This is a genomic window from Clostridium sp. JS66, from assembly GCF_033561535.1.
In the GTDB taxonomy this organism is placed as follows: domain Bacteria; phylum Bacillota; class Clostridia; order Clostridiales; family Clostridiaceae; genus Clostridium_AM; species Clostridium_AM carboxidivorans.
Window position 1 is genome coordinate 3,659,043 of sequence record NZ_CP131467.1, and the last position, 20,410, is coordinate 3,679,452.

The window sequence follows — 20,410 nt, forward strand, 5'->3', positions numbered from 1 at the left end:
AAATTAATCATTTAAAACCTTTCTAACTTTAAATTTAGTATTTGACAAGCTATATCTTATTTATATATGATAGAATTATTTGTACAAGATTCTATTATATAATATGTCAATATCAAGTGATTCTTAGACTCAGATAGAGTTGCCTGTGAGAAATGTCTCTTACCTTAGCAAAAGCTCGTTAAATGTAATTTAGACATTTAGTCACTGAGTCTTAGAAGAACTTATCCAGGTGCGTAGCAGTGCTTATCCCCCACCTGAAGAAGGTGGGGATATTAGCACTGGTAGCAATCGGATAAATTATTAAAAAAGTTGGAAGGTTAATTTATGGAAATAAATACAGTAATAACTCAAATAATATCTTTATTTTTAGTTGCCCTGGTTGGGTTCTATGGTGGAAAGAAAAATATTATAGATGAAAATTTTTCAAATGGTTTATCCAAGCTATTAGTAGAAATAACAACTCCTTTTCTTGTTATTTCCTCTTTTAGTATATCCTACGGACCTGATGTTGCAAATAATGTTATAAAAGCCTTTATCTACAGCTTTGCAATATTTATACTAACTCCATTGTTAGTAAAACCCTTGCTTATAAAAATTGATAAAAGTAAAAGAAATGTTCTTGAGTTTGCAATGGTCTTTTCAAATTGTGGCTTTATGGGATTTCCTGTAGCTCAAAGTGTTTTTGGAAATGAAGGAGTAGTATATGCTGCCATTTTTAATATGATATTCAATATTTTTGTATGGACCTATGGAGTAATGTTATTTAATAATAAAAGTGATATTAAAGGCTTAAAAGAATCACTTAAAAATCCTGGAGTGGTTTCTTCAGTAATAGGACTTCTAATTATGATATTTTCAATAAAAATACCTCCCATACTGTTAAATACTACAAAAATGGTTGGAGGACTTACAACACCAATATCTATGCTTATAATAGGAAGTTTATTATCTAGAAGTGAACTTAAAAAGATTATTAAGGACAAGAGTATGTATTATGGTTCAATGATAAAACTCATACTCTTACCATTAATATTATACTGGATATCCCTTTTATTTAAGGAAAATTCTATGGTTTTAAAAACCTTCATATTGATGCAAGCTATGCCTGCAGGTGCATTAACCACAATTTTTGCAGAAAACTTCAACAAAAATAAAGAGTACTCTGCTTTTATAGTATCATTTTCATCACTTTTATCCGTAGTTACCATACCCTTAGTAATTAAATTTTTTCTTTAGAACTTCGTTTAAAAAGAGCTTCAGCTTATGAAAAACTGAAGCTCTTTTTTTTATTTCATTTCTTTCCATGACATATACTAGACGAAGAGCAGTTACTGCAACCACAGCCACAGCTGCTTTCTCCATTTTTAGCCTTCTTAACTTGCCTTACTATTACAAAAGCTACAAAACCAAATATAATACCAGACATTATAACTGTTGCTACCATAAATTTCACACTCCTTATATTTTTATTTAAACCACTTTATTTCGTATAACTTAACTCTGCTTTAACTTCTTTTTCTCTATAATTTTTCCCTGTAGATATAGCAATTCCGATTATTATAACCGTAAGCAACACTGAAGCTACTGCTCCAATTAAGCTTCCTTTACCTATTATGAAGCTGCCAACTTGATTTATAATAAGGGCAACTAAATAAGCTGTAAAAGTTTGAAATCCCAAAGTAATCCATGTCCATTTCCAAGAACCCATTTCACGTCTTATTGCACCTATTGATGCAAAACAAGGTGCGCAAAGCATATTAAAAGCTACAAAAGCAAAACCACTTGCGGCAGTAAACATTGCTGCTGTTTGAGTAATTAAAGCTGGAGTATCCTCAGCTGCATCCTTTATATTGAATAATACACCAAGAGTTCCAACTAAATTTTCTTTTGCTACCAAACCAGTAACCGTTGCAACAGCTGATTGCCAATTACCAAATCCAATAGGTTTAAATATTGGAGCTATAACATTACCTATACTTGCTAAAATACTGTTTTCAGCATCTACTGGAGCTAGTGACCAATTAAAGGACTGTAAGAACCATACTAAAATGCAAGAAACTAAAATTATTGTACTTGCCTTAACTAAGAATTCTTTTACTCTGTCCCACATATGCATTAGTACACCTTTTGCAGCAGGAATATGATATTGAGGAAGTTCCATAACAAAAGGTGATGGTTCTCCAGCAAATAACTTAGTTTTCTTTAATATAATTGAAGAGATTATAATCATTATTATTCCTAAAAAATATGCTGTCGGCGCTACCCAAGAAGCTCCACTAAAAAGTGCTCCTGCAATCAATGCAATAACTGGCAATTTAGCACTACAAGGTATAAATGTAGTTACCATAATAGTTATCTTTCTATCTCTATCATTTTCCATAGTACGAGTTGCCATTATACCAGGAACACCACAACCTGAACTGATTAACATTGGTATAAAGGATTTTCCTGAAAGGCCAAATTTGCGGAAGACTCTATCCATTATAAATGCTACACGGGCCATATATCCACAATCCTCAAGTATAGCTAAGAATAAGAATAAGAGCATTATCTGTGGTATAAATCCAATTACTGTTCCTACACCACTAATTATACCTTCTTTCACTAATCCTTGTAGCCAATCAGCAACATTGGCACTAGCCATTAAGTTTGAAGCACCATTTGTAATTATATCTCCAAAAAGAGTGTCATTTATCCAGTCAGTTCCTATTGTACCAACTTTTATTGCTATATAATATACTATGTACATGGCAACAACAAAAATAGGAAGTGCTAAGAATCGATTTGTAACAATTTTATCTATTTTATCTGATGTTGTTTCATTACCTTTTCTATTTTTTTTAATAGATTTTGGAACGACCTCTCCTATAAAGGCATATCTGTCCCCTGTAACAATACTTTCACTATCATCATCAAGTTCACTTTCATATTTTTGTATTATAGTTTCTATTTCATCTAATATACCTTTTGAGATATTTAACTTTTTAATTATGTTTTCATCACGTTCAAAAAGCTTGATGGCAAGCCATGAACTTTCAATTCCTTCATGTGGAATACTTTTTGTAATAATTTTTTCTATTTCTTCAAAGGCACTTTTAGCTTCTTTGGAGAAATTCAATTCAAAATCTGGTTTATTTTTACTCTTTGCAATTTCAATTGCTTTTTTCGCAGCTGCCGAAACACCCGTTCCTTTAAGGGCAGATGTTTCAACAACTGGACATCCAAGAGTTTTTGATAACTTATCTATATCAATTTTATCTCCATTTTTTTCTACCACATCCATCATGTTAAGTGCTATAACTGTTGGAATACCAAGTTCTAAAATTTGAGTTGTTAAGTATAAATTTCTTTCAATATTTGATGCATCCACTATGTTAATTACTGCATCTGGTTTATCATTTATCATAAAATTACGTGTTACCACTTCTTCTAAAGTATATGGTGATAAAGAATAAATACCTGGTAAATCTACAATTTCTACATCTTTATTTCCTTTTAACTTACCTGCTTTTTTTTCAACTGTTACTCCAGGCCAGTTACCAACATACTGTGATGAACCTGTAAGTTCATTAAACATAGTAGTCTTTCCACAGTTTGGATTGCCCGCAAGTCCTATTTTGATTGTCATTTTTACTCCTCCTTACTACTACTCTACAAGAATCATTTCTGCATCAGCTTTGCGAATTGATAGCTCATATCCACGAATGGTTAATTCTATAGGATCTCCTAGTGGTGCTACTTTACGCACATAAATTTCAGAACCCTTTGTAATTCCCATATCCATGATACGTCTGCGGACAGCACCTACTCCATCAATTTTTTTAACTTTAGCAGTTTGTCCACATTTTATTTCTTTTAGTGTACTCATCAAAACTCCCTCCTTTACCTATACTATTATTCTACTTGCCATTCCTTTATCCAATGCAACTCTACTATCCTTAACATTTATTATTAGGTTTCCTCCAATTTCTGAAATGATTTTAACACTTTCTCCAACTACAAAACCTAAACTATTTAGAAATCTCTTTGTCTCATCATTTCCACTTATCTTTCTAATATTCATTACACTTCCTTTAGTTGCTAATATCAATGGCATAAATTATTACCTCCCCATATAATCACACTTTACATATTTGAATTTCAAAAATTCACTAGTCACAATTTAATTTTCTAATAACCTCGTTGGCTTAATTCCTTGCATCATTGATCTCATAATTGTATATTTTATTTCATCATATTTATTGAAGATAGATTTAGCTTTTTCAATATCATGATATACCTTCCAATACCCTACCATTTTACATTCAGCATTAGGACAATCAATAAAAGCTATTACATCTTCTACAGGATATCCTAAAAAAATTCCAATCTCATGAGGACACATATGTTCAAATCTTTTACTTAGAAGAGTTAAGCACTGTTCAACACTCATATTTTTATCATATCCGAATCTTTTTAAGAACTCTATATTCTTAGCTTCTCTTACGCTAAGCCCAACTTTTTCTTTATTAAAAAACAACACTATTGTACTTTCCGCATTCTTTTTCAATTCAAAGTAATCAATGTCTAATCTTTCTTTAACTTCATTTTTATATCTTTCCCATATGCTGTTTAAGTTTCTATTATTCTTACCAAAAGTAATTAAAGAAGATGCTTTATGCTTTTTTATAGTTGGTCCTGCACTAAACATTATTACCGAAAATAAATACTCCAAATCATCATAATTATTTGTAATGATAAAAAATTTTTTTAACTCTTCTTTACTCATAAAACATCCTCCACTACTTTATGTTTAATATACTTCTTAAGCTTTTGCTAAAAGTTTACCTAACTCTTTGCATTTTTCAATACCTTCTTCATCTGGTTCATTATTAATTATAAGTCCATCTTCTATAACCCTTGCTCCATATGATTCCATCCTTTCTTGCCAATCAGCCATCCATTCGCCATTCCCCCATCCATATGAACCAAATAATGCAGTATCTTTGCCTTCAATTGCATCTGAAATTGATTCAATAAATGGTTCCATTTCAGATTCTTCAAGCTGTTCTGATCCCATGGATGGGCATCCAAGAGCTACTGCATCTGCTTTTAAAACATCTTCTACTTTTGCTTCTTGTACACTAAGTAATTTTACATTTACACCTTCTGATTTTGCACCATCCATAACACCTGTTGCCATATTTTCCGTATTACCTGTACCACTCCAATAAATAATTACTACGTTTTTCAAATTAATCTCCTCCTTATAAAGCATTTTAAATAAGCACTTATGTACTTTACTAATTTATATATTGAATTATTTTAAACTAACTATTTATTACATTATCAGCCATCTCTTCCTTTATTAGAATTTCTATTTAATATAATTTGTTTTTTACATTTTTCACATATTACCGATAACACAATACTTGTACTATTAATCATAATTTTTCGTTCTTGTTTAATATTTTTTATTAGTTCTTTCAAGTTCTCTGCTAATTTCTCTCTTTTTATATCAACTACTTTATTACATTTTATACACTTGGCATGTACATCAATCTCTCCTATAGCTTGTAATTCATAGTAACTTGTATTAGCCATGTTAATTCTTTTTATTGCTCCAACAGTTTCTAATACCATAAGATTTCTATACACTGTACTAAGTCCTATTTTTTTATGTTTTACTTTTTTATATATTTCATCAGCATTCATATGTACATTATTTTCATACATTATCTTTATAATCTCGCATCTTTGCCTTGTAATTTTATATCCACTATTTATTAACTTCTCACTAATGTAACTGATATCAGTAGTTCCTTTTTTCATATATATCACTACTTTCTAAAATCAAATACTTTAAATATAGAAAATCTCTTTTGCTATTCACATTACATGCAATCTATTGATTTTATCTAAACTCAAATCTGTTAAATGATATAGATAATCATTATCAACCATCTTTTAAAAAAATAAATATATAAACAGTATTATTTATATATTTTAATTAATTACACCCACTTTAATATTTAACTCAATTATCTATCTCTTTAAATACCCATTTTGCTTTAAATACTTAAGTTCCATCTCTATAACTGAAACATCTGTCTTGAAAAATTCAGCCATTTCTTTTAAGGAATAATTGTTATGATTTTTTAGTAAGTTTAAAAGTCCAATAATCATAAAGTGCACCCTCTTTCTTCCTCTAAAATTACTCTATTATTTTGAAATTTAACTTACATAATGACTAATGAAAAATATTATCCTTAATTGTTTCTCTATTGATAATGATAATCAAATTCAATTATTTTGTCAATACCTATTTACAAATTATATTTTATTTATAATTGCATTAGACGTAGATATATAAAAATATAAATCATCTTAATTATATTTATGCACATTTATTGGCGATTTTCATAGTATGTTATTGGGTAAAAACTTAAGCCTACATAGAAAATCAAACTCAAACTAAAAATTGATTTTCTATAAAATAACTAAGGGGGGAATAAAATGAGTAACTCTCATTGTAAATCTAACTCACTTTGTAAAGAATTTGCAAAAATACTTGGAGCAGAAATTATAACTTCTAACAAACGTGTTTGTGCTGTAGGTTTTACCAGAAATATACGTGCACGAATACTTGGTGTAAGAACTCGTTCTCCATTAGCACTGTCTGCATTATTTTCCTTCGACATTAGGTCAATGGATGAAAGTGGAAATGCACTTAATTTAGGTGAAACAGTTATTCTTGAAAATGAAGTTAATGACTTTATTACTGCACTTAGAAGAGAAGGTATATTAGTTACTGCACTTCATAATCATTGGTTATTTGATAGGCCAAGACTTATGTATATTCATTTTGAGTCTATTGATAAACCTTTAGATTTTGCAAGAAAAGTAGCTAGAGCTCTTCGTGTTTTAAGAACTTCCCAAGGACAGTCTTAAATTATTTTTGTCATTAGTATTAGCAGCAAAAATTAATTTTTTTGCTGCTAATTGATTATATTTTTTTAAATCCATTCTTTGAGTATTCTATAAAGCTACTTTCATCTTCTATTATTTTTATCATTTCTAAATCAGATCTCCAATTATAATCTTTATTATTAGTATAGTTTTCCATACTCTTTCTATTCCACTAGTATTATTAATACTTTTTAGTATAAAAGTATATAAAACTATTAGTTTCAACTTTAAATGACACCATAACATACAATATTTACACTTTTTTGCAATAGTAGTATAATGGAATTGTATAAAACGTTTTCTCTATCTTGATTAGTTTGTAAATTTAAAAATGATATGGAGGGATGTATATGTTAAATACTACAAGCCAAGTGGAGATATTTAATAGTTTTTAAAAAATATAAATTCTATAAATTATTAAAGTAACAAACCTAATTTAAAAAACAAAAATTGCAATATACATAAATATTTACTTAATGGGGGAATTACAATGGGATTTTTAGAAAATATAAAAGTTAGAACTAAGCTATTTACATCTTTTTTTATTATGTCCATATTAATTGCCATAGTTGGCGCTATTGGTATAACATCATTAAAAACAGTAAATACAAATTCAGAAGAAATGTATAACAATAGATTACAAAGTACTTATATGTTAACAGATATGAAACAAAATTTAACAGAAATTAAAAGTGATTTACTACAGCTTACTTATGTAAAAGATACTGTAAAAAAAACTGACTTGGAAAAAGATATTAAACAAAACAATGACGAAAATGATGAATATATAAAAGCTTATGAAAAATTATCTATGAACGATACAGAAAAGCAAGTATGGTCTTTATTTAAAAATCATTTAGGACTGTATACAACCTCAGTAAAAAATGTTGTAAAACTTATTGATGCTGGAAACTTTGATCAAGCATTAAAGCAATCTCAATTATTACCTTCTGTAGAAAATTCAATGCTTGAAGATATTGGCAAGCTAATAAATGCAAATCTTGATAGTGCTAAAACTTTCAATACAACTAATCATCTAATATACGTAAATTCAAACAAAATTATGACAATATTAGGAATAGCAGGATTCATAATTGCAATTGCTTTTGGATTTATTATATCAAAAGATATAAACATTCCTTTAATGAAAACACTATCTTTAGCACAAAATTTATCTAATTTTGATTTAACACATAATTACCCAGCTACAAGAAAAGATGAATTTGGCGAAACAGGAGGCGCACTTCAAAAAGCTCAAGAAAATATTAGAGAACTTGTAAGCTTAATAATTGAAAATTCACAGGACATGAGTGCATCAAGTGAAGAGCTTTCTGCTACAGTAGAGGAATTATCTGCAAAAACACAAGAAATAGATATCTCAGTTAAAAATATAACCAATAGTGTTCAAGAAGCTAGTGCATCATCTGAAGAAATAGCTGCATCTATAGAAGAAGTAGATTCCAGTATTAATGAACTATCTATAAAAGCTGCAGACGGAAGTAACAATGCAAATCAATCTAAAAAAAGAGCTACTACAGTTGAGGAAAATGGGAAAAATGCTATAACGAAAGTTAGAAACTTGTATGAAGAAAAAGAAAAAAATATGATAATGGCAATTGAAACTGGTAAAGTTGTAGATAATATAAGACTTATGGCGGAAACTATTGCAAGCATATCTGAACAAACCAACTTACTTGCATTAAATGCAGCAATTGAAGCTGCTAGAGCTGGTGAACAAGGAAAAGGCTTTGCTGTAGTTGCAGATGAAGTAAGAGATCTTGCAGAACAATCTTCTCAAGCCGTAGCAGGTATACAAGATACCATTTTAAAAGTTCAAGACGCTTTTAAAAATATATCTGAAAATGGTAATGAAATACTAAAATTCATAAATGAAAGTGTTGATCCTCAATTTGAGGATTTTGAAAAAATGGGAAATCAATATTATAAGGATTCAGAAGTTGTAACAGAAATGTGCGAAGGTATAGCATCCATGTCAGAAGAGCTTACAGCAACAATTGGTCAAGTAAATAATGCAGTACAGAGTATGTCAGGAACTGCACAGAAATCATCAGAAAATGCAGAAACAATAAAGACAAGTATAGATGAAACAACAAAAGCAATAAAACAAGTTGCCTTAACTGCACAAAGTCAAGCAGAGCTTGCACAAAAACTTAATGAAATGGTACATAAATTTAAGCTATAATTTCAAACAAAAATCAATTTAAATAAGCACTAGTGAAAATTACTAGTGCTTATTTAAAACAAAATAAAAACATTTATGCTAAGGGATTATCTTATTTTTTCTAAGATTCGTTGTCCTAGAACAATTATTATTATAAACATCTTTTGTTACAATAACATAACACATATGTTACATTATAATATAAATTCACTATATTATATCTATACTCTTAACCAAGTCTGGAATATCTCTCCTATAAATTCTTCCTGAAAAAGCTTCATGTGGAAGTGATATAAATTTAGTACTAGGCTGAATAATTCTGCGATAAATAGGATCTGCAATGACAGCTTTTGCACTCTTCAAATATGCCATAATACTATCTTCATCTTCTGCCACAACATCCTCTCCTAATAACAAATCAGGTTCCGTTTCCAAAGGACATAAAATCTTAACTTTCATATTCTTTTCAAGTGCAAGAGCTGCAGCTAAGGATTCTGAATAAATGCTTTCTCCAATAATAACTGTGTCACCCTGGCAGGCAGTTCGCTTATCATATGCAATTTGGGATTTTCCTGTATTAATTGCCCTATCCAGTGATTTCATTACTACAGCTGCAAACTGATCACCCATGGGAACACCCACAACATATGGTGTTCCAAACTTTTTCTGTAATTCTTTTGCTGCTAAAAGCCCAGTGGAAGAAACAACTAAGTTTACTTCTGCAGCTCCAGCTTGTTTCATTTCTTCTAATGTGCTTCCCATTGCCCATACAGATAAAACATGAAAACCTGCTTCAGTTAATCGCCTTTTAATGCTGCCTACACTGCTGTTTACAGAATAATCTAAAGGAGTAGCACCAAGTACATTTACACTTTTTGTTATCTTAGATATACCATCCACTGTAAATGGCTTTACTATTTCAGCAAGAGCTTGCCCTGCTCCACATATATAAGAATGGATTCCATTTGTTTCAATAGCAAATGTAGGAATTCCAGTTTCATTTTCAATTACTTCTGCAATAGCAGGAAAATCTGTACCCATCATCATTGGAATGGGTGTACCTGCAATAGCTATAAATTTAGGATGCAAATCATTAGCAGCTGCTACAATGTCATTTATTAATTTTTCATCATCCCCCATAATAGCTTCCATTTCAGAAAGTCCTGTAATATAAATCATGCTTTCCATATCATACCAACGTGGTTCGTCGTGAGTGGTATATGTTGAATTACACCCTGATGCATCATGCATAACAGTCATTCCGCCTAATTCATATAGTGCGGAACAAACACCTGATACATCTGCGGTATATGTTGAAATAAATGCTGAAGCTTGTTTCATAGTAAGCAATCACACCCCAATCCTTTCATTTGTATAAACTTACGTACGTCTTTCGGAAATGTAAAAGCTTCTTTCATAAGTCCAGCTAATTTGACAATTCCATCAAAACCATACATTCCACCGCCTTCTACTACATTTACAAAATATTGACTTCCTGTAAAATAAGCAGCCTTCTGCCCTATTGCAAGACTTTTCTCATCACATTTTCTATTTAATAGACGCATCTTTGCATGTACTGTAGCATACACTTTCATTTCAGGTTTGTTTTTTTCAAGCCAGTAAAAATCTGTTTTGTCCCATTCTGTAAATGAATCTACATAAAGTCTATCCACATTAAATCCATTTTCAACAAGCAAACGTGCTAGTCCACAAGATCTTGGAACAGCCGTATAATCTATAGAAATCTTTGCATCCCCAATTACTTCTTTTGCTTCTTTTAAAGCATTTAAAGCTGCTAATTTTTCATCTTTATATTCTCTTTTTGGCAATCCCAGATATTCATTCAATGTATTCAAATTTTCTTTTATTTCATCAAATCCATAACATAAAGGTAAATGCAAATGTTTTTGTCCTAATTTTTCTTGCAAATACTCTCCACCTGGTATTGCAACAGTCAAACAGGATATATTAACACAGCTTCCAGCCATTTTAAGGTATTCATCATAGGTTTTGCAAAGAGTAATATCTTTAAGTTCATATCCATTTCCACGAATGATCTGTATCAGCTCACTGCTTTCATCTGTAGGAATATTGTTGCCAATGATATTAATGCTTTTTTTATTAATCTCCATTGGTTCAAGTATGTTATACAATTTAAGCCTCATTTTCTGATCTGGTGTCAGACCGCTTTTCCTCATAATTGGGTCCATATAACAATCTACAAAAGCCACATCTGGATATCTCTTTCTAAGTTCACTGTAAACCATATTCAAATCACATCCCATAAAATGATGTATGCAAGCAGTAAATATTAAAACTGCTGGAGGTTTTTGTGGAAGCTTTTCAAGTATATCTGATACACCCTCAATTATAAGCTCTTCCATGTCACCTTCAAGCACATTGTTCTCCTGTACAGCTATAGTTGAAAATCTATCTAATGTACCCATTTCTGCTGCTGTAAGAACAACACCTCTTAAACAATTTGCTGCACATACATATATCTGATGTGATTTTGGAATAAGCATTCCAACATGAACTATATTCCAGGTTCCCCTGGAAGGAGCATTATATTCAAGTCCGGATACAAAGGGTGCAGGAAATGAAGCATCTTTTATTGCAGTACAGGCACCTTTTTCATCAACATCTCCAGATACATTTATAAGCATGATATCTCCTTTCCACACATCCTCAGGATAATTTCTGAAAGCTTTCTATATTGTTTTGCCATGTCACTTTGAGGAAATGCTTCTATTACTGTCTTATTCAAAATTTCTGCTTCTTGAACAGTTTCACTCATATCCAAAGTACCAACTATTTCTGAATGAATATCCTCTGCCAATTCACTTACTTTTTCATATTCATTTTTTACATTTCTTCTGTTAAGAATAAGACCTCCAAGACCTGCATAACCTCTATTCTTAAAATTATCTATAGCCATGGCAATATTAGCTGCTGCATGAATAGCCATATTTTCACCTGAGGTTATAATAAATACTTTGTCTGCATAACCCTTACGCATTGGCATGGAAAATCCTCCGCATACTACATCACCCAATACGTCATATATCACTACATCTGGCTTATATACTTCATAGGCACCTTTTTCTTTTAATTTTTCAAGAGCTGCTATAATTCCTCTACCTGCACATCCTAAGCCAGGATTAGGACCGCCTGCCTCTACACATATTACACCATTGTATCCAATGGTAACCATATCCTCCAAGGTAAAATCATCCTTATTTTTCCTTACAAGTTCAAGCACTGTATTGACTTTTGTTTTGTCATGAAGTGAAACTGTAGAATCAGCTTTAGGATCACATCCAATCTGCATTACCCTTATTCCTTTATCAGCAAGTGCAGCTGATATATTAGAAACTGTTGTAGATTTTCCAATACCACCTTTTCCATATACTGCAATTTTTATCATAATATTTTCCCCCATACTTTAACCAAATATATTAACATATTCTTGGAAGTAATTCTCCTCCTGGAGGTGGCAGCAAGGTTTCAGCACCAATTTCTGTTTTTACACTAACACGTCCTGCCATATCTTGAGTTACTTCACCAATAATAGCTGCATCCTTGGAATACTTGCCTTCATGTAATGTATCCACAAGCTTTAGTGCAACTTCTTTTGGAGCAAAAATAACAAGTCTGCCTTCACAAGCAAGATATAATGGTTCCAGTCCAAGCATGCCGCATACACCTTTTACACCATCTGCTACTGGTATGCTCTTTGAATCCAGTCTAATTCCAACTTTGCTCTGCTCTGCAATTTCATATAATACTGTACCCACACCTCCACGGGTAGCATCTCTGATTACATGAATATCTTTTGACTCATCAAGCATAGCTTTTACTGTTCCCCATAATGGTGCACAATCACTTACTACATCTGCTTCAATTCCAAACTCATTTCGTGCAAGCAAAACAGTACATCCATGTCGCCCTATATCACCTGTTACAATAATTGCATCACCAGGTTTTGCATTAAATCCAGATGTATTGACACCATCTATAATCTGACCAATACCTGTTGTTGTTATAAATACACCATCAACCTGTCCTTTTCCAGCCACCTTTGTATCTCCAGCTACTATTTTAACCCCTGCTTCATCTGCAGTCTTTTCCATAGCTGCTGCAATTTTTTCTAATTTCTCCATTGGGAAGCCTTCTTCAATGACAAATGCACATGATAAATATAGCGGCTTAGCGCCCATGCAGGATAAGTCATTTACTGTGCCACAAATACTCAATTTACCTATATTTCCACCTGGAAATTCTGATGGAGAAACAATAAATCCATCTGTGGTAAATGCCAATTTTCCTCCCTTAACATTCAATACTGCAGCATCATCTGCTGTGAGATCAGGATTTGAAAAATGAGCCTTAAAAACCTGATCTATTAATTCTGATGTTTGTCTTCCTCCAGCTCCATGAGCTAGTGTAACTATTTTATCCATTTATATTTCCTCCATACTGATAATATGCTGAACATGCTCCTTCATTGGATACCATACAAGCTCCAACAGGATGCAGTGGTGTACATCCTTTTCCAAATACCCTGCAATCTGATGGCTTACATTTTCCCTGCAGAACATCACCACAGCGGCATGCTGGGTTACTTTTTCCTGTGATTTTTGGTAAATTGAATTTACTTCTAGCATCAAACTCTCTATAAGCTTCTTTCAATTTAAGACCTGAATTTTCAATGACACCAAGTCCTCTCCATTCAGAATCACAGTTCTCCATAAGTTCAGATACAATGGTTTGAGCTGCTTTACTTCCTTCACGTGTAACAACTCTTGGGTAACAGTTTTTAAAGAAACTGCCGCCTTCCTGTAATCTTGTGATTACTACAGCAAGTGCTGTCATGATTTCATTTGCAGTAAAGCCTGTTATTACTCCGCTAACCCCTTCATCAACCAAACTTTCACATAACTTTGTACCTGTAATGGCATGTACATGACCTGGATATAAAAATGCATCTGCACTACCTTTTAAAGTTTTGTATGCTCCTGGCATAGTTTTGTTTGCTGTAAGTAATGCAAAATTTTTAAGTCCTGCTTCCTTTGCTTTTTTCACCGATAAACAGCTGGCAGGTGTGGTTGTTTCAAATCCTACTGATAAGAATACTACCTGCTCATCAAGATGATTTTTAGCATACTCATAAGCATCAATAGGTGAATATACTATTTGAATCTTTGCCCCTTTTGATCTGGCTCCTGCAAGGCTCATTTCTGAACCAGGTACTCTCACTAAATCTCCAAAGGTACATATTGTGACATTATGATAAAGAGCCAGTGTAATAGCTTCATCAATAAAGCCAACGGGAGTAACACAAACCGGACATCCCGGCCCTGATATCAATTCAATATTCTCTGGCAAGATACTTCTTATTCCAAGCCTGAATATTTCATGAGTATGAGTTCCGCAAACTTCCATAATACGAAGCTTAGGTCCATCATAAGCTTGAATAATCTCCTTTGCAGTTTTTTTTATGTTTTCAGTCATTATAATTCCTCCATGATTTTATCTGTTTCCTTCTTATCATCGTTTGTAATTTTAGCAATGGCAATTCCTGCATGAACCATAACGTAATCACCTGGTTCCAATTCATCAATTAATTCTGCAGACACTTCTCTTTTTGCACCTGAAGCATCAATAACTGCCATGCCTTCTTTAATCTTTACAACTCTTGCTGGTAAACCTACACACATATTTATTCTCCTTTCTCTAATCTGTTTATATATTCCATTGCTGCTACAGCCTGCCCTAATGCAATTCCACCATCATTTGGCGGCAATAAACTATGGTTTAAAACTCTAAAGCCCATTTTTCTCAAACGTTCTATACTCATTTTTAATAATAACTGGTTTTGATATACTCCACCGCTTAAAGCTATTGTATTGATTCCACTTTCTTTTGATGCATGTACGCACCCATCTGCAATCATATCTGCCAACTTTTCATGGAAGAAATAAGCAAGCATTTGTACATCTTTTCCAGCTAAAGTTTCCTCTATGATTTTCCTCATTAAAATATCAGTTGCTAATATTAACTGTCCATCTGAATTTTCATAAACAAGCTTTGGCAATTCAATAGCATCTATCTCACAGAACTCTGCACATTTTTCTTCATAAGCTTCTGCTGCAAATTCAAGAGTCATTGAAGCTTCCCCTTCAAAGGATGACTGCTTCCTAATATTCAAAACAGCACTTACAGCATCAAACAAACGCCCTGCACTTGTAGATATTATGCTGTTTATTTTATTATCAGCCATCATAAATTGAACGCTGCAATTCTTCTCATCACACAATTTAAGCTGTTTTACAATTTCAGCTGCCTTTGCTTTGTCTTTGTATATACCATAAATCATAGACACTGCAATTCGCCATCCTTCTTTAGCTGACAAATCACCACCAATTTGAACAAAAGGTTTTATACTGCCTAGTCTTTCAAATCCATCATAAGTAGCTTTTAATAACTCCCCTCCCCAAATGGTTCCATCTGTTCCATAGCCTGTTCCATCAAAGGAAACCCCTATAACCGGATCAGAATAATCATTTTCAGCCATACAGGATAAGATATGTGCATAATGATGCTGAACCTGCAGTACAGGAAGTCCAATTTCCTGTGCTACGTAAATAGTATTATACTTTGGATGCATGTCACATGCCACAATGGTTGGCTTTATCTCAAGCAGAGTTTCCAGTCTCGTAATGGATTCTTTTAAAGCTTTTACTGTTCTCAAATCTTCCATGTCACCAATATATGGTGATTGATAAAACAAATCATTTTTGCCTATACAAAAAGTATTTTTCAGTTCACCACCCACTGCAAGTACTTCTCCCTTAAATCCCTTTGAAACAATAAAAGGCAGCGGTGCATATCCTCTGGAACGCCTTATCATATAAGGTTTTTCTTCAAAGAAATCCATAACTGAATCATCTGCACGAATACGAATCATCCTATTGTGTGATAAAATACCATCACACAGCTTTGATAATTCCGTTATTGCATCATTATCATCTCTGCATATTGGTGCACCTGATGTATTGCCACTTGTCATAACTAGGCAATCTGGCATTACTATATCATCATCATATGTAAATATGAGCAGCTGCAAAGGAGCATATGGCAGCATAACTCCTACCTTTGGATTATCAGGTGCTACAGCATCACACACTCTTCCACTTGGTTTTCTCTTTAGAAGTATGATTGGCTTCTGATGTCCATCAAGTACTTCTTCTTGAATGTTTGTAACTTCACATTCACGCTCTACTGTTTCCATATCCTTCATCATAATCGCAAAAGGTTTAGCAGGCCTTGTCTTTAATGTTCTAAGCCTCTGCACTGCTTCCCTATTTGTGGCATCACAACAAAGATGAAAACCTCCAATTCCCTTTATAGCTGCAATGCCTCCATCATGTATTACCTGTCTTGTATAAGTAATTGCAGCTCTTCCTCGCTCATCTCTCCCAATGATATAAACCTCAGGACCACATTCATTACAACATACTGGCTGTGCATCATATCTTCTGGTTTCGGCGTGAGTATATTCATATTCACATTCCGGACACATAGGAAATTCACCCATGCTAGTACGTACACGATCGTAAGGCATGGAATCTAAAATAGTGAGTCTTGGACCACAGCACGTACAGTTTATAAAGGGATGAAGATATCGTCTGTTATTCTTATCAAAAAGTTCCTTTATACATTCTGGACAAATAGCAATGTCTGGAGATACAAAAATCTCACCTTGCACATGTTCACTTTCAATAATTTCAAAGCCCTTAAATTCTTTTGATTCCTTCACTTCATGCACATCAATTTTTAATATTGATGAACGTTTTGGAGGATTATGTTCTAAATCATGAAGAAAACCTTCTAATCTACTTTCTTTACCTTGTGCCCATATTTCTACATAAGGTCCTTTGTTACACACACTTCCAAGTATACGATTTTTATCTGCATGCCGGCTTACTGTAGGTCTGAAGCCAACTCCCTGAACGATACCATAGACTCTAATTATCAAAGTTTTACAATCTTTCATTTCATATCACATCTTTCCTGAAACTGCAAAATGTGGTACATCCACATACCTTCCTTTAAAGTTAGGTATTGCACGTTTCAAAATATTATCACCTACAATTACATCGTAATTTCCTTTTTCTACAAGTTCCTCAAACTGGTCCTCTTCTGTAAGAGAAATATCTTGAACCTCTCTAAGCTCCTCCTTTAACATAAACCAAGAAGCAACTGTTATATCTGAATTAACATTTCTATTTATTTCATCTCTGATAGAATTAGCTATGACCTGCTGATGTATTACTAAAACCTTTTTACCCTCAAAATTTCTAAACTGTTCTTTCATTTCATTCTTTAATGTATCTGAAACTAGTGGATAAAAGACTTCATAAGGTGTGCCAAACCTTTCCTTTAAATACTGTGCAGCCTTTAATCCAGCAGGTGATACTACTAGATTTTTTGAAGCACTGCCGGCAGCTTCTACCTCTGACAAATCTGCTTTCATACCATAACAATAGACATTTTTAAAGCCTTTATTCTTTAGTTCAGATTCTATTTTATCTGCTGCCTTTAAATCGCTGACATCAAGTGGAATTGTTCCAATTACACCAATACTCCCTTTATCCACTGTGAGTGCATCTTTTGCAAAGGTTTTAAACATTTTAACATAAGCTTTTTCAGCTCCCACATCATACAAATCCATACCAGTGGTTTCTATGGTAAGAACAGGTATTTGTAGTTTCTTTTCTGCCATTTTCTTTATTGCATTGTAATCAGTAGCAATAACTGATGGTACTGGGGTTCCAATAACCGCTGCAAATTTCACTTCCAATTTTTTAGCAGCATCTGCAAGTTTAGCCACAAGCTTGTCATCACGCCCCAGTATAGCATCCATATCACGAAGTCCTGCACTGAAAATAGCAGTTTTTTCTTCAGCCCATCTAGGCTCATCAAATCCACATACATTACCAGCACATCCTCCTGCATCACAGATAACTATAATTCCACCCAGCTTATAAAGAACAGCTGCCGCACCAGACTGATCAGGTGCAAAAGGTGATATATATTTTCTTAATCCTTTCATCTACTATGCCTCCTTAAAAGAACAATCCAATGAATGCTTCAATTCTTTAAATAATTTTTTTACACCAGCATAACCAAATGGCTGAATATCCTGATTCCAAGATACATTTACACAATTAGGATGATAATACTCTGCATCCTTGCCTATGGTTATATCGATGTTTTCTTCACTGCAATCATAATAGAGCATGGTAGGTTCAAGATTTGAATAAATCTTAGTATCTGGACTTAACTTGGCAATTTTTTTAATATAAACAAAGTCTTCTAAAGTAAGGCTAGCATATATTTCAGATACCTTGAAACCATATCTTAAAAGTGCTAAAGATAGTTCAAAAGAATTAGCATTCATGGTTTCCCCTACTGCAAATGTTATATCCGGATAAGCAGCTTTCAATTCATCAATGCTCTTTTTCGCCTCATCATAATATTTTTGATCATCAAAGCTGGTATCAAGAGCACTTGCGAAAATTCGGTATTGATTTTGTACTTTATCTATCTGATACAGTCTTATAAGCTCTGCTGAAGGAATATTCAGCCTCTTCATAATGTCCTGTGCTGCAAATCTTGCTTCTGGATTTAATACAAGATTAAAATTTGCTTCCCCCATACGCATATATTCATCAAAGTCTTTTAACCTAGAAATTTCATTTATTTTCTTTATACCAATGTGTTGAAGCAAATCATACAATTCACAGTTTTCTATAAGTGGAGCAAAGTATCCCAATATATTAACTGTATCTGGCCTTTTTTCCATTGGTTCAAGTAAGGAATAAATAGACTGCCTTACATGTACCATAGGAGGTTTACGACCTTCTCTTGTCAATGCATACATATAACATGGAAGAACAGGAATATTCACCCTATCCATAGCCTTTCTGCAAACACGCTCCATATCTGTTCCCAAGAGTGCATCCACACATGTGATACAAATCATAACTACTGATGGCGTATTTTTCGTACATTTACATATCTCTTCCACTGCTTGAGGAATGTTCTTCAAGTGAGCTCCAGTAACAATATCAGTTTCATCCATTATCAAATAGAACATTCTTTCACTATATCCACCTGCTTCACTTAATGTTGCTGTATTCCTACCACAGCATCCTGGAGCTACTAAAATCATAACTGACCCTGGTATTGCAAGAGCTGCACGCTTAACACCAAATCCTTTAGCACCAGGGGAATTAAAAGAAAGAGTTGCTGGTGAACTGTAAATCAAGTGGGTACTTGAAATAAGTTCTGCAGGAATATTCTCTTTTCCTGATGCAGCTAAATTTTCCGCTGTAATATAATATGGTTCTTTTTTCATTTCATTCCCTCATCCTTAATTAATAATTTGGCTAAATTTAAAAAGCACTGACTTATTGGAAGATTAGGATCTCCTTCAATAACTGTTTTTCCCATTTCCTCAAAATGATTGATATCCTGATTTCTTGGAATATCACCTACAATTGGAAGGCCAACTGAATCTGCAAAGCTTTTTACTTTTTCATCTTCATTTTCAACATTTCTATGATTGAATATGATACCAAGCACCTTTGCATAACCTCTATCTTCAAAATTTTTAACTGCACTATTTATATTATTGGCTGCATAAAGAGCCATTTTTTCACCTGAAGTAACAATGAGTACTTTTTCAGCATATCCTTCACGAATAGGTGCTGCAAATCCACCACAAACAACATCACCTAAAACATCATAAAGTACAATATCTGGCTTGTATGTTTCAAAAAGATCTAATTCTTCTAATAAATTAAATGTAGTAATAATTCCTCTACCAGCACAACCAAGACCAGGCGTAGGACCTCCAGTTTCTATACACATTACTCCTCCAAAACCTATCTTTGAAATATCCTCAATTTTTTCTGGATCTTTATCAAATTCCCTCATATAATTCATTACAGGCATTAATGCTTCCCCGCTAAGCAAATTGATGGTGGAATCTGCTTTAGGGTCACATCCTATTTGAATAACTTTTTTTCCAAGCTTGGCAAAGGCTGCCGACAAATTACTAGTAATTGTAGACTTTCCAATACCACCTTTCCCGTATATGGCCATTTTTAGCATTTTTTAAACCCCCTATGAAGTTTCATTATATAGTAATTTTTTATGTAAAAAAGCTCCTCCCAAGTTTGGGAAGAGCTTAAATGCGGTTATAGCATA

At 33.0% G+C, this 20,410-nt stretch carries 21 protein-coding genes; 3 read left to right on the plus strand and 18 right to left on the minus strand.

What is annotated here, in order from left to right:
- The first annotated feature begins 324 nt into the window (after window positions 1–324).
- Window positions 325–1,236, plus strand: a complete 912-nt coding sequence (locus Q6H37_RS16955) for an AEC family transporter (RefSeq protein WP_318734325.1) — start codon at window positions 325–327, stop codon at window positions 1,234–1,236.
- A 55-nt stretch (window positions 1,237–1,291) separates the two neighbouring features.
- Here Q6H37_RS16955 and Q6H37_RS16960 read toward each other — a convergent pair whose 3' ends face one another.
- From Q6H37_RS16960 to Q6H37_RS16995, 8 genes are all read right to left on the minus strand, one after another.
- Entirely contained in the window at window positions 1,292–1,444 is a 153-nt protein-coding gene (locus Q6H37_RS16960; RefSeq protein WP_007064311.1) for a FeoB-associated Cys-rich membrane protein, read from the minus strand.
- Between the two features lie 36 nt (window positions 1,445–1,480).
- Entirely contained in the window at window positions 1,481–3,628 is a 2,148-nt protein-coding gene (feoB, locus tag Q6H37_RS16965) for a ferrous iron transport protein B (RefSeq protein WP_318734333.1), read from the minus strand.
- 18 nt (window positions 3,629–3,646) lie between these two features.
- On the minus strand, window positions 3,647–3,868 hold the full coding sequence (locus Q6H37_RS16970; protein WP_318734336.1) for a FeoA family protein: 222 nt from the start codon (window positions 3,866–3,868) through the stop codon (window positions 3,647–3,649).
- Between the two features lie 18 nt (window positions 3,869–3,886).
- Window positions 3,887–4,096, minus strand: a complete 210-nt coding sequence (locus tag Q6H37_RS16975; protein ID WP_318734338.1) for a FeoA family protein — start codon at window positions 4,094–4,096, stop codon at window positions 3,887–3,889.
- 66 nt (window positions 4,097–4,162) lie between these two features.
- On the minus strand, window positions 4,163–4,768 hold the full coding sequence (locus Q6H37_RS16980) for a DUF3793 family protein (RefSeq protein WP_318734341.1): 606 nt from the start codon (window positions 4,766–4,768) through the stop codon (window positions 4,163–4,165).
- A 36-nt stretch (window positions 4,769–4,804) separates the two neighbouring features.
- On the minus strand, window positions 4,805–5,233 hold the full coding sequence (locus tag Q6H37_RS16985; RefSeq protein ID WP_318734343.1) for a flavodoxin: 429 nt from the start codon (window positions 5,231–5,233) through the stop codon (window positions 4,805–4,807).
- Between the two features lie 95 nt (window positions 5,234–5,328).
- The gene (locus Q6H37_RS16990) at window positions 5,329–5,811 is read right to left on the minus strand and encodes a Fur family transcriptional regulator (protein WP_318734346.1); all 483 of its coding nucleotides are present in this window, start codon (window positions 5,809–5,811) and stop codon (window positions 5,329–5,331) included.
- 213 nt (window positions 5,812–6,024) lie between these two features.
- Complete coding sequence (locus Q6H37_RS16995) at window positions 6,025–6,165, minus strand: hypothetical protein (RefSeq protein ID WP_007059749.1); 141 nt, start codon at window positions 6,163–6,165, stop codon at window positions 6,025–6,027.
- Window positions 6,166–6,495: 330 nt separating this feature from the next.
- Here Q6H37_RS16995 and Q6H37_RS17000 point away from each other — a divergent pair, with 330 nt between their 5' ends.
- Both Q6H37_RS17000 and Q6H37_RS17005 read left to right on the plus strand, forming a co-directional pair.
- On the plus strand, window positions 6,496–6,930 hold the full coding sequence (locus Q6H37_RS17000) for a DUF1259 domain-containing protein (protein ID WP_318734353.1): 435 nt from the start codon (window positions 6,496–6,498) through the stop codon (window positions 6,928–6,930).
- Between the two features lie 508 nt (window positions 6,931–7,438).
- On the plus strand, window positions 7,439–9,151 hold the full coding sequence (locus Q6H37_RS17005; protein ID WP_318734356.1) for a methyl-accepting chemotaxis protein: 1,713 nt from the start codon (window positions 7,439–7,441) through the stop codon (window positions 9,149–9,151).
- A gap of 189 nt (window positions 9,152–9,340) precedes the next feature.
- Here Q6H37_RS17005 and Q6H37_RS17010 read toward each other — a convergent pair whose 3' ends face one another.
- Genes Q6H37_RS17010 through Q6H37_RS17055 form a run of 10 tightly spaced genes read right to left on the minus strand, consistent with a single transcriptional unit; the run spans window position 9,341 to window position 20,314 of the window.
- Complete coding sequence (locus Q6H37_RS17010) at window positions 9,341–10,471, minus strand: nitrogenase component 1 (protein ID WP_318734358.1); 1,131 nt, start codon at window positions 10,469–10,471, stop codon at window positions 9,341–9,343.
- Window positions 10,468–11,796, minus strand: a complete 1,329-nt coding sequence (locus tag Q6H37_RS17015) for a nitrogenase component 1 (protein WP_318734360.1) — start codon at window positions 11,794–11,796, stop codon at window positions 10,468–10,470. Before Q6H37_RS17015 ends, Q6H37_RS17010 begins: the two co-directional genes overlap by 4 nt.
- Entirely contained in the window at window positions 11,787–12,557 is a 771-nt protein-coding gene (locus Q6H37_RS17020; RefSeq protein ID WP_318734363.1) for a nitrogenase iron protein NifH, read from the minus strand. The genes Q6H37_RS17015 and Q6H37_RS17020 overlap by 10 nt, the downstream gene beginning before the upstream one ends.
- 31 nt (window positions 12,558–12,588) lie before the next feature.
- Entirely contained in the window at window positions 12,589–13,593 is a 1,005-nt protein-coding gene (gene hypE / locus Q6H37_RS17025) for a hydrogenase expression/formation protein HypE (protein WP_318734366.1), read from the minus strand.
- Window positions 13,586–14,644 (minus strand): hydrogenase formation protein HypD, encoded by a 1,059-nt coding sequence (gene hypD / locus Q6H37_RS17030; RefSeq protein ID WP_318734367.1) that lies wholly within the window; start codon window positions 14,642–14,644, stop codon window positions 13,586–13,588. The genes hypE and hypD overlap by 8 nt, the downstream gene beginning before the upstream one ends.
- Window positions 14,644–14,850, minus strand: coding sequence for a HypC/HybG/HupF family hydrogenase formation chaperone (locus Q6H37_RS17035; protein ID WP_007059740.1), 207 nt, complete (start codon window positions 14,848–14,850; stop codon window positions 14,644–14,646). The genes hypD and Q6H37_RS17035 overlap by 1 nt, the downstream gene beginning before the upstream one ends.
- Before the next feature lie 2 nt (window positions 14,851–14,852).
- On the minus strand, window positions 14,853–17,189 hold the full coding sequence (gene hypF / locus Q6H37_RS17040) for a carbamoyltransferase HypF (RefSeq protein ID WP_318734372.1): 2,337 nt from the start codon (window positions 17,187–17,189) through the stop codon (window positions 14,853–14,855).
- Between the two features lie 6 nt (window positions 17,190–17,195).
- Complete coding sequence (locus tag Q6H37_RS17045) at window positions 17,196–18,248, minus strand: nitrogenase component 1 (RefSeq protein ID WP_318734375.1); 1,053 nt, start codon at window positions 18,246–18,248, stop codon at window positions 17,196–17,198.
- Window positions 18,249–18,251: 3 nt separating this feature from the next.
- On the minus strand, window positions 18,252–19,556 hold the full coding sequence (locus tag Q6H37_RS17050; protein ID WP_318734378.1) for a nitrogenase component 1: 1,305 nt from the start codon (window positions 19,554–19,556) through the stop codon (window positions 18,252–18,254).
- Window positions 19,553–20,314 carry a nitrogenase iron protein NifH gene (locus tag Q6H37_RS17055; RefSeq protein WP_318734380.1) on the minus strand — a complete coding sequence of 254 codons (762 nt, stop codon included), beginning with the start codon at window positions 20,312–20,314 and terminating at the stop codon, window positions 19,553–19,555. The genes Q6H37_RS17050 and Q6H37_RS17055 overlap by 4 nt, the downstream gene beginning before the upstream one ends.
- Between the last annotated feature and the right edge of the window lie 96 nt (window positions 20,315–20,410).

Excerpts from the sequence above, each read along its gene's own strand:
- Q6H37_RS17000 (WP_318734353.1), top strand. The coding sequence starts at position 6,496 with ATGAGTAACTCTCATTGTAAATCTAACTCACTTTGTAAAGAATTTGCA.
- Q6H37_RS16980 (WP_318734341.1), bottom strand. The coding sequence starts at position 4,768 with ATGAGTAAAGAAGAGTTAAAAAAATTTTTTATCATTACAAATAATTAT.
- Q6H37_RS16960 (WP_007064311.1), bottom strand. The coding sequence starts at position 1,444 with ATGGTAGCAACAGTTATAATGTCTGGTATTATATTTGGTTTTGTAGCT.
- Q6H37_RS17055 (WP_318734380.1), bottom strand. The coding sequence starts at position 20,314 with ATGCTAAAAATGGCCATATACGGGAAAGGTGGTATTGGAAAGTCTACA.
- hypD (WP_318734367.1), bottom strand. The coding sequence starts at position 14,644 with ATGACTGAAAACATAAAAAAAACTGCAAAGGAGATTATTCAAGCTTAT.
- Q6H37_RS16995 (WP_007059749.1), bottom strand. The coding sequence starts at position 6,165 with ATGATTATTGGACTTTTAAACTTACTAAAAAATCATAACAATTATTCC.
- hypE (WP_318734366.1), bottom strand. The coding sequence starts at position 13,593 with ATGGATAAAATAGTTACACTAGCTCATGGAGCTGGAGGAAGACAAACA.
- Q6H37_RS16975 (WP_318734338.1), bottom strand. The coding sequence starts at position 4,096 with ATGCCATTGATATTAGCAACTAAAGGAAGTGTAATGAATATTAGAAAG.
- Q6H37_RS17020 (WP_318734363.1), bottom strand. The coding sequence starts at position 12,557 with ATGATAAAAATTGCAGTATATGGAAAAGGTGGTATTGGAAAATCTACA.
- hypF (WP_318734372.1), bottom strand. The coding sequence starts at position 17,189 with ATGAAAGATTGTAAAACTTTGATAATTAGAGTCTATGGTATCGTTCAG.
- Q6H37_RS17050 (WP_318734378.1), bottom strand. The coding sequence starts at position 19,556 with ATGAAAAAAGAACCATATTATATTACAGCGGAAAATTTAGCTGCATCA.
- Q6H37_RS17005 (WP_318734356.1), top strand. The coding sequence starts at position 7,439 with ATGGGATTTTTAGAAAATATAAAAGTTAGAACTAAGCTATTTACATCT.
- Q6H37_RS16970 (WP_318734336.1), bottom strand. The coding sequence starts at position 3,868 with ATGAGTACACTAAAAGAAATAAAATGTGGACAAACTGCTAAAGTTAAA.
- Q6H37_RS17010 (WP_318734358.1), bottom strand. The coding sequence starts at position 10,471 with ATGAAACAAGCTTCAGCATTTATTTCAACATATACCGCAGATGTATCA.
- Q6H37_RS16955 (WP_318734325.1), top strand. The coding sequence starts at position 325 with ATGGAAATAAATACAGTAATAACTCAAATAATATCTTTATTTTTAGTT.
- Q6H37_RS17015 (WP_318734360.1), bottom strand. The coding sequence starts at position 11,796 with ATGCTTATAAATGTATCTGGAGATGTTGATGAAAAAGGTGCCTGTACT.
- Q6H37_RS16990 (WP_318734346.1), bottom strand. The coding sequence starts at position 5,811 with ATGAAAAAAGGAACTACTGATATCAGTTACATTAGTGAGAAGTTAATA.
- Q6H37_RS17035 (WP_007059740.1), bottom strand. The coding sequence starts at position 14,850 with ATGTGTGTAGGTTTACCAGCAAGAGTTGTAAAGATTAAAGAAGGCATG.
- Q6H37_RS17045 (WP_318734375.1), bottom strand. The coding sequence starts at position 18,248 with ATGAAAGGATTAAGAAAATATATATCACCTTTTGCACCTGATCAGTCT.
- feoB (WP_318734333.1), bottom strand. The coding sequence starts at position 3,628 with ATGACAATCAAAATAGGACTTGCGGGCAATCCAAACTGTGGAAAGACT.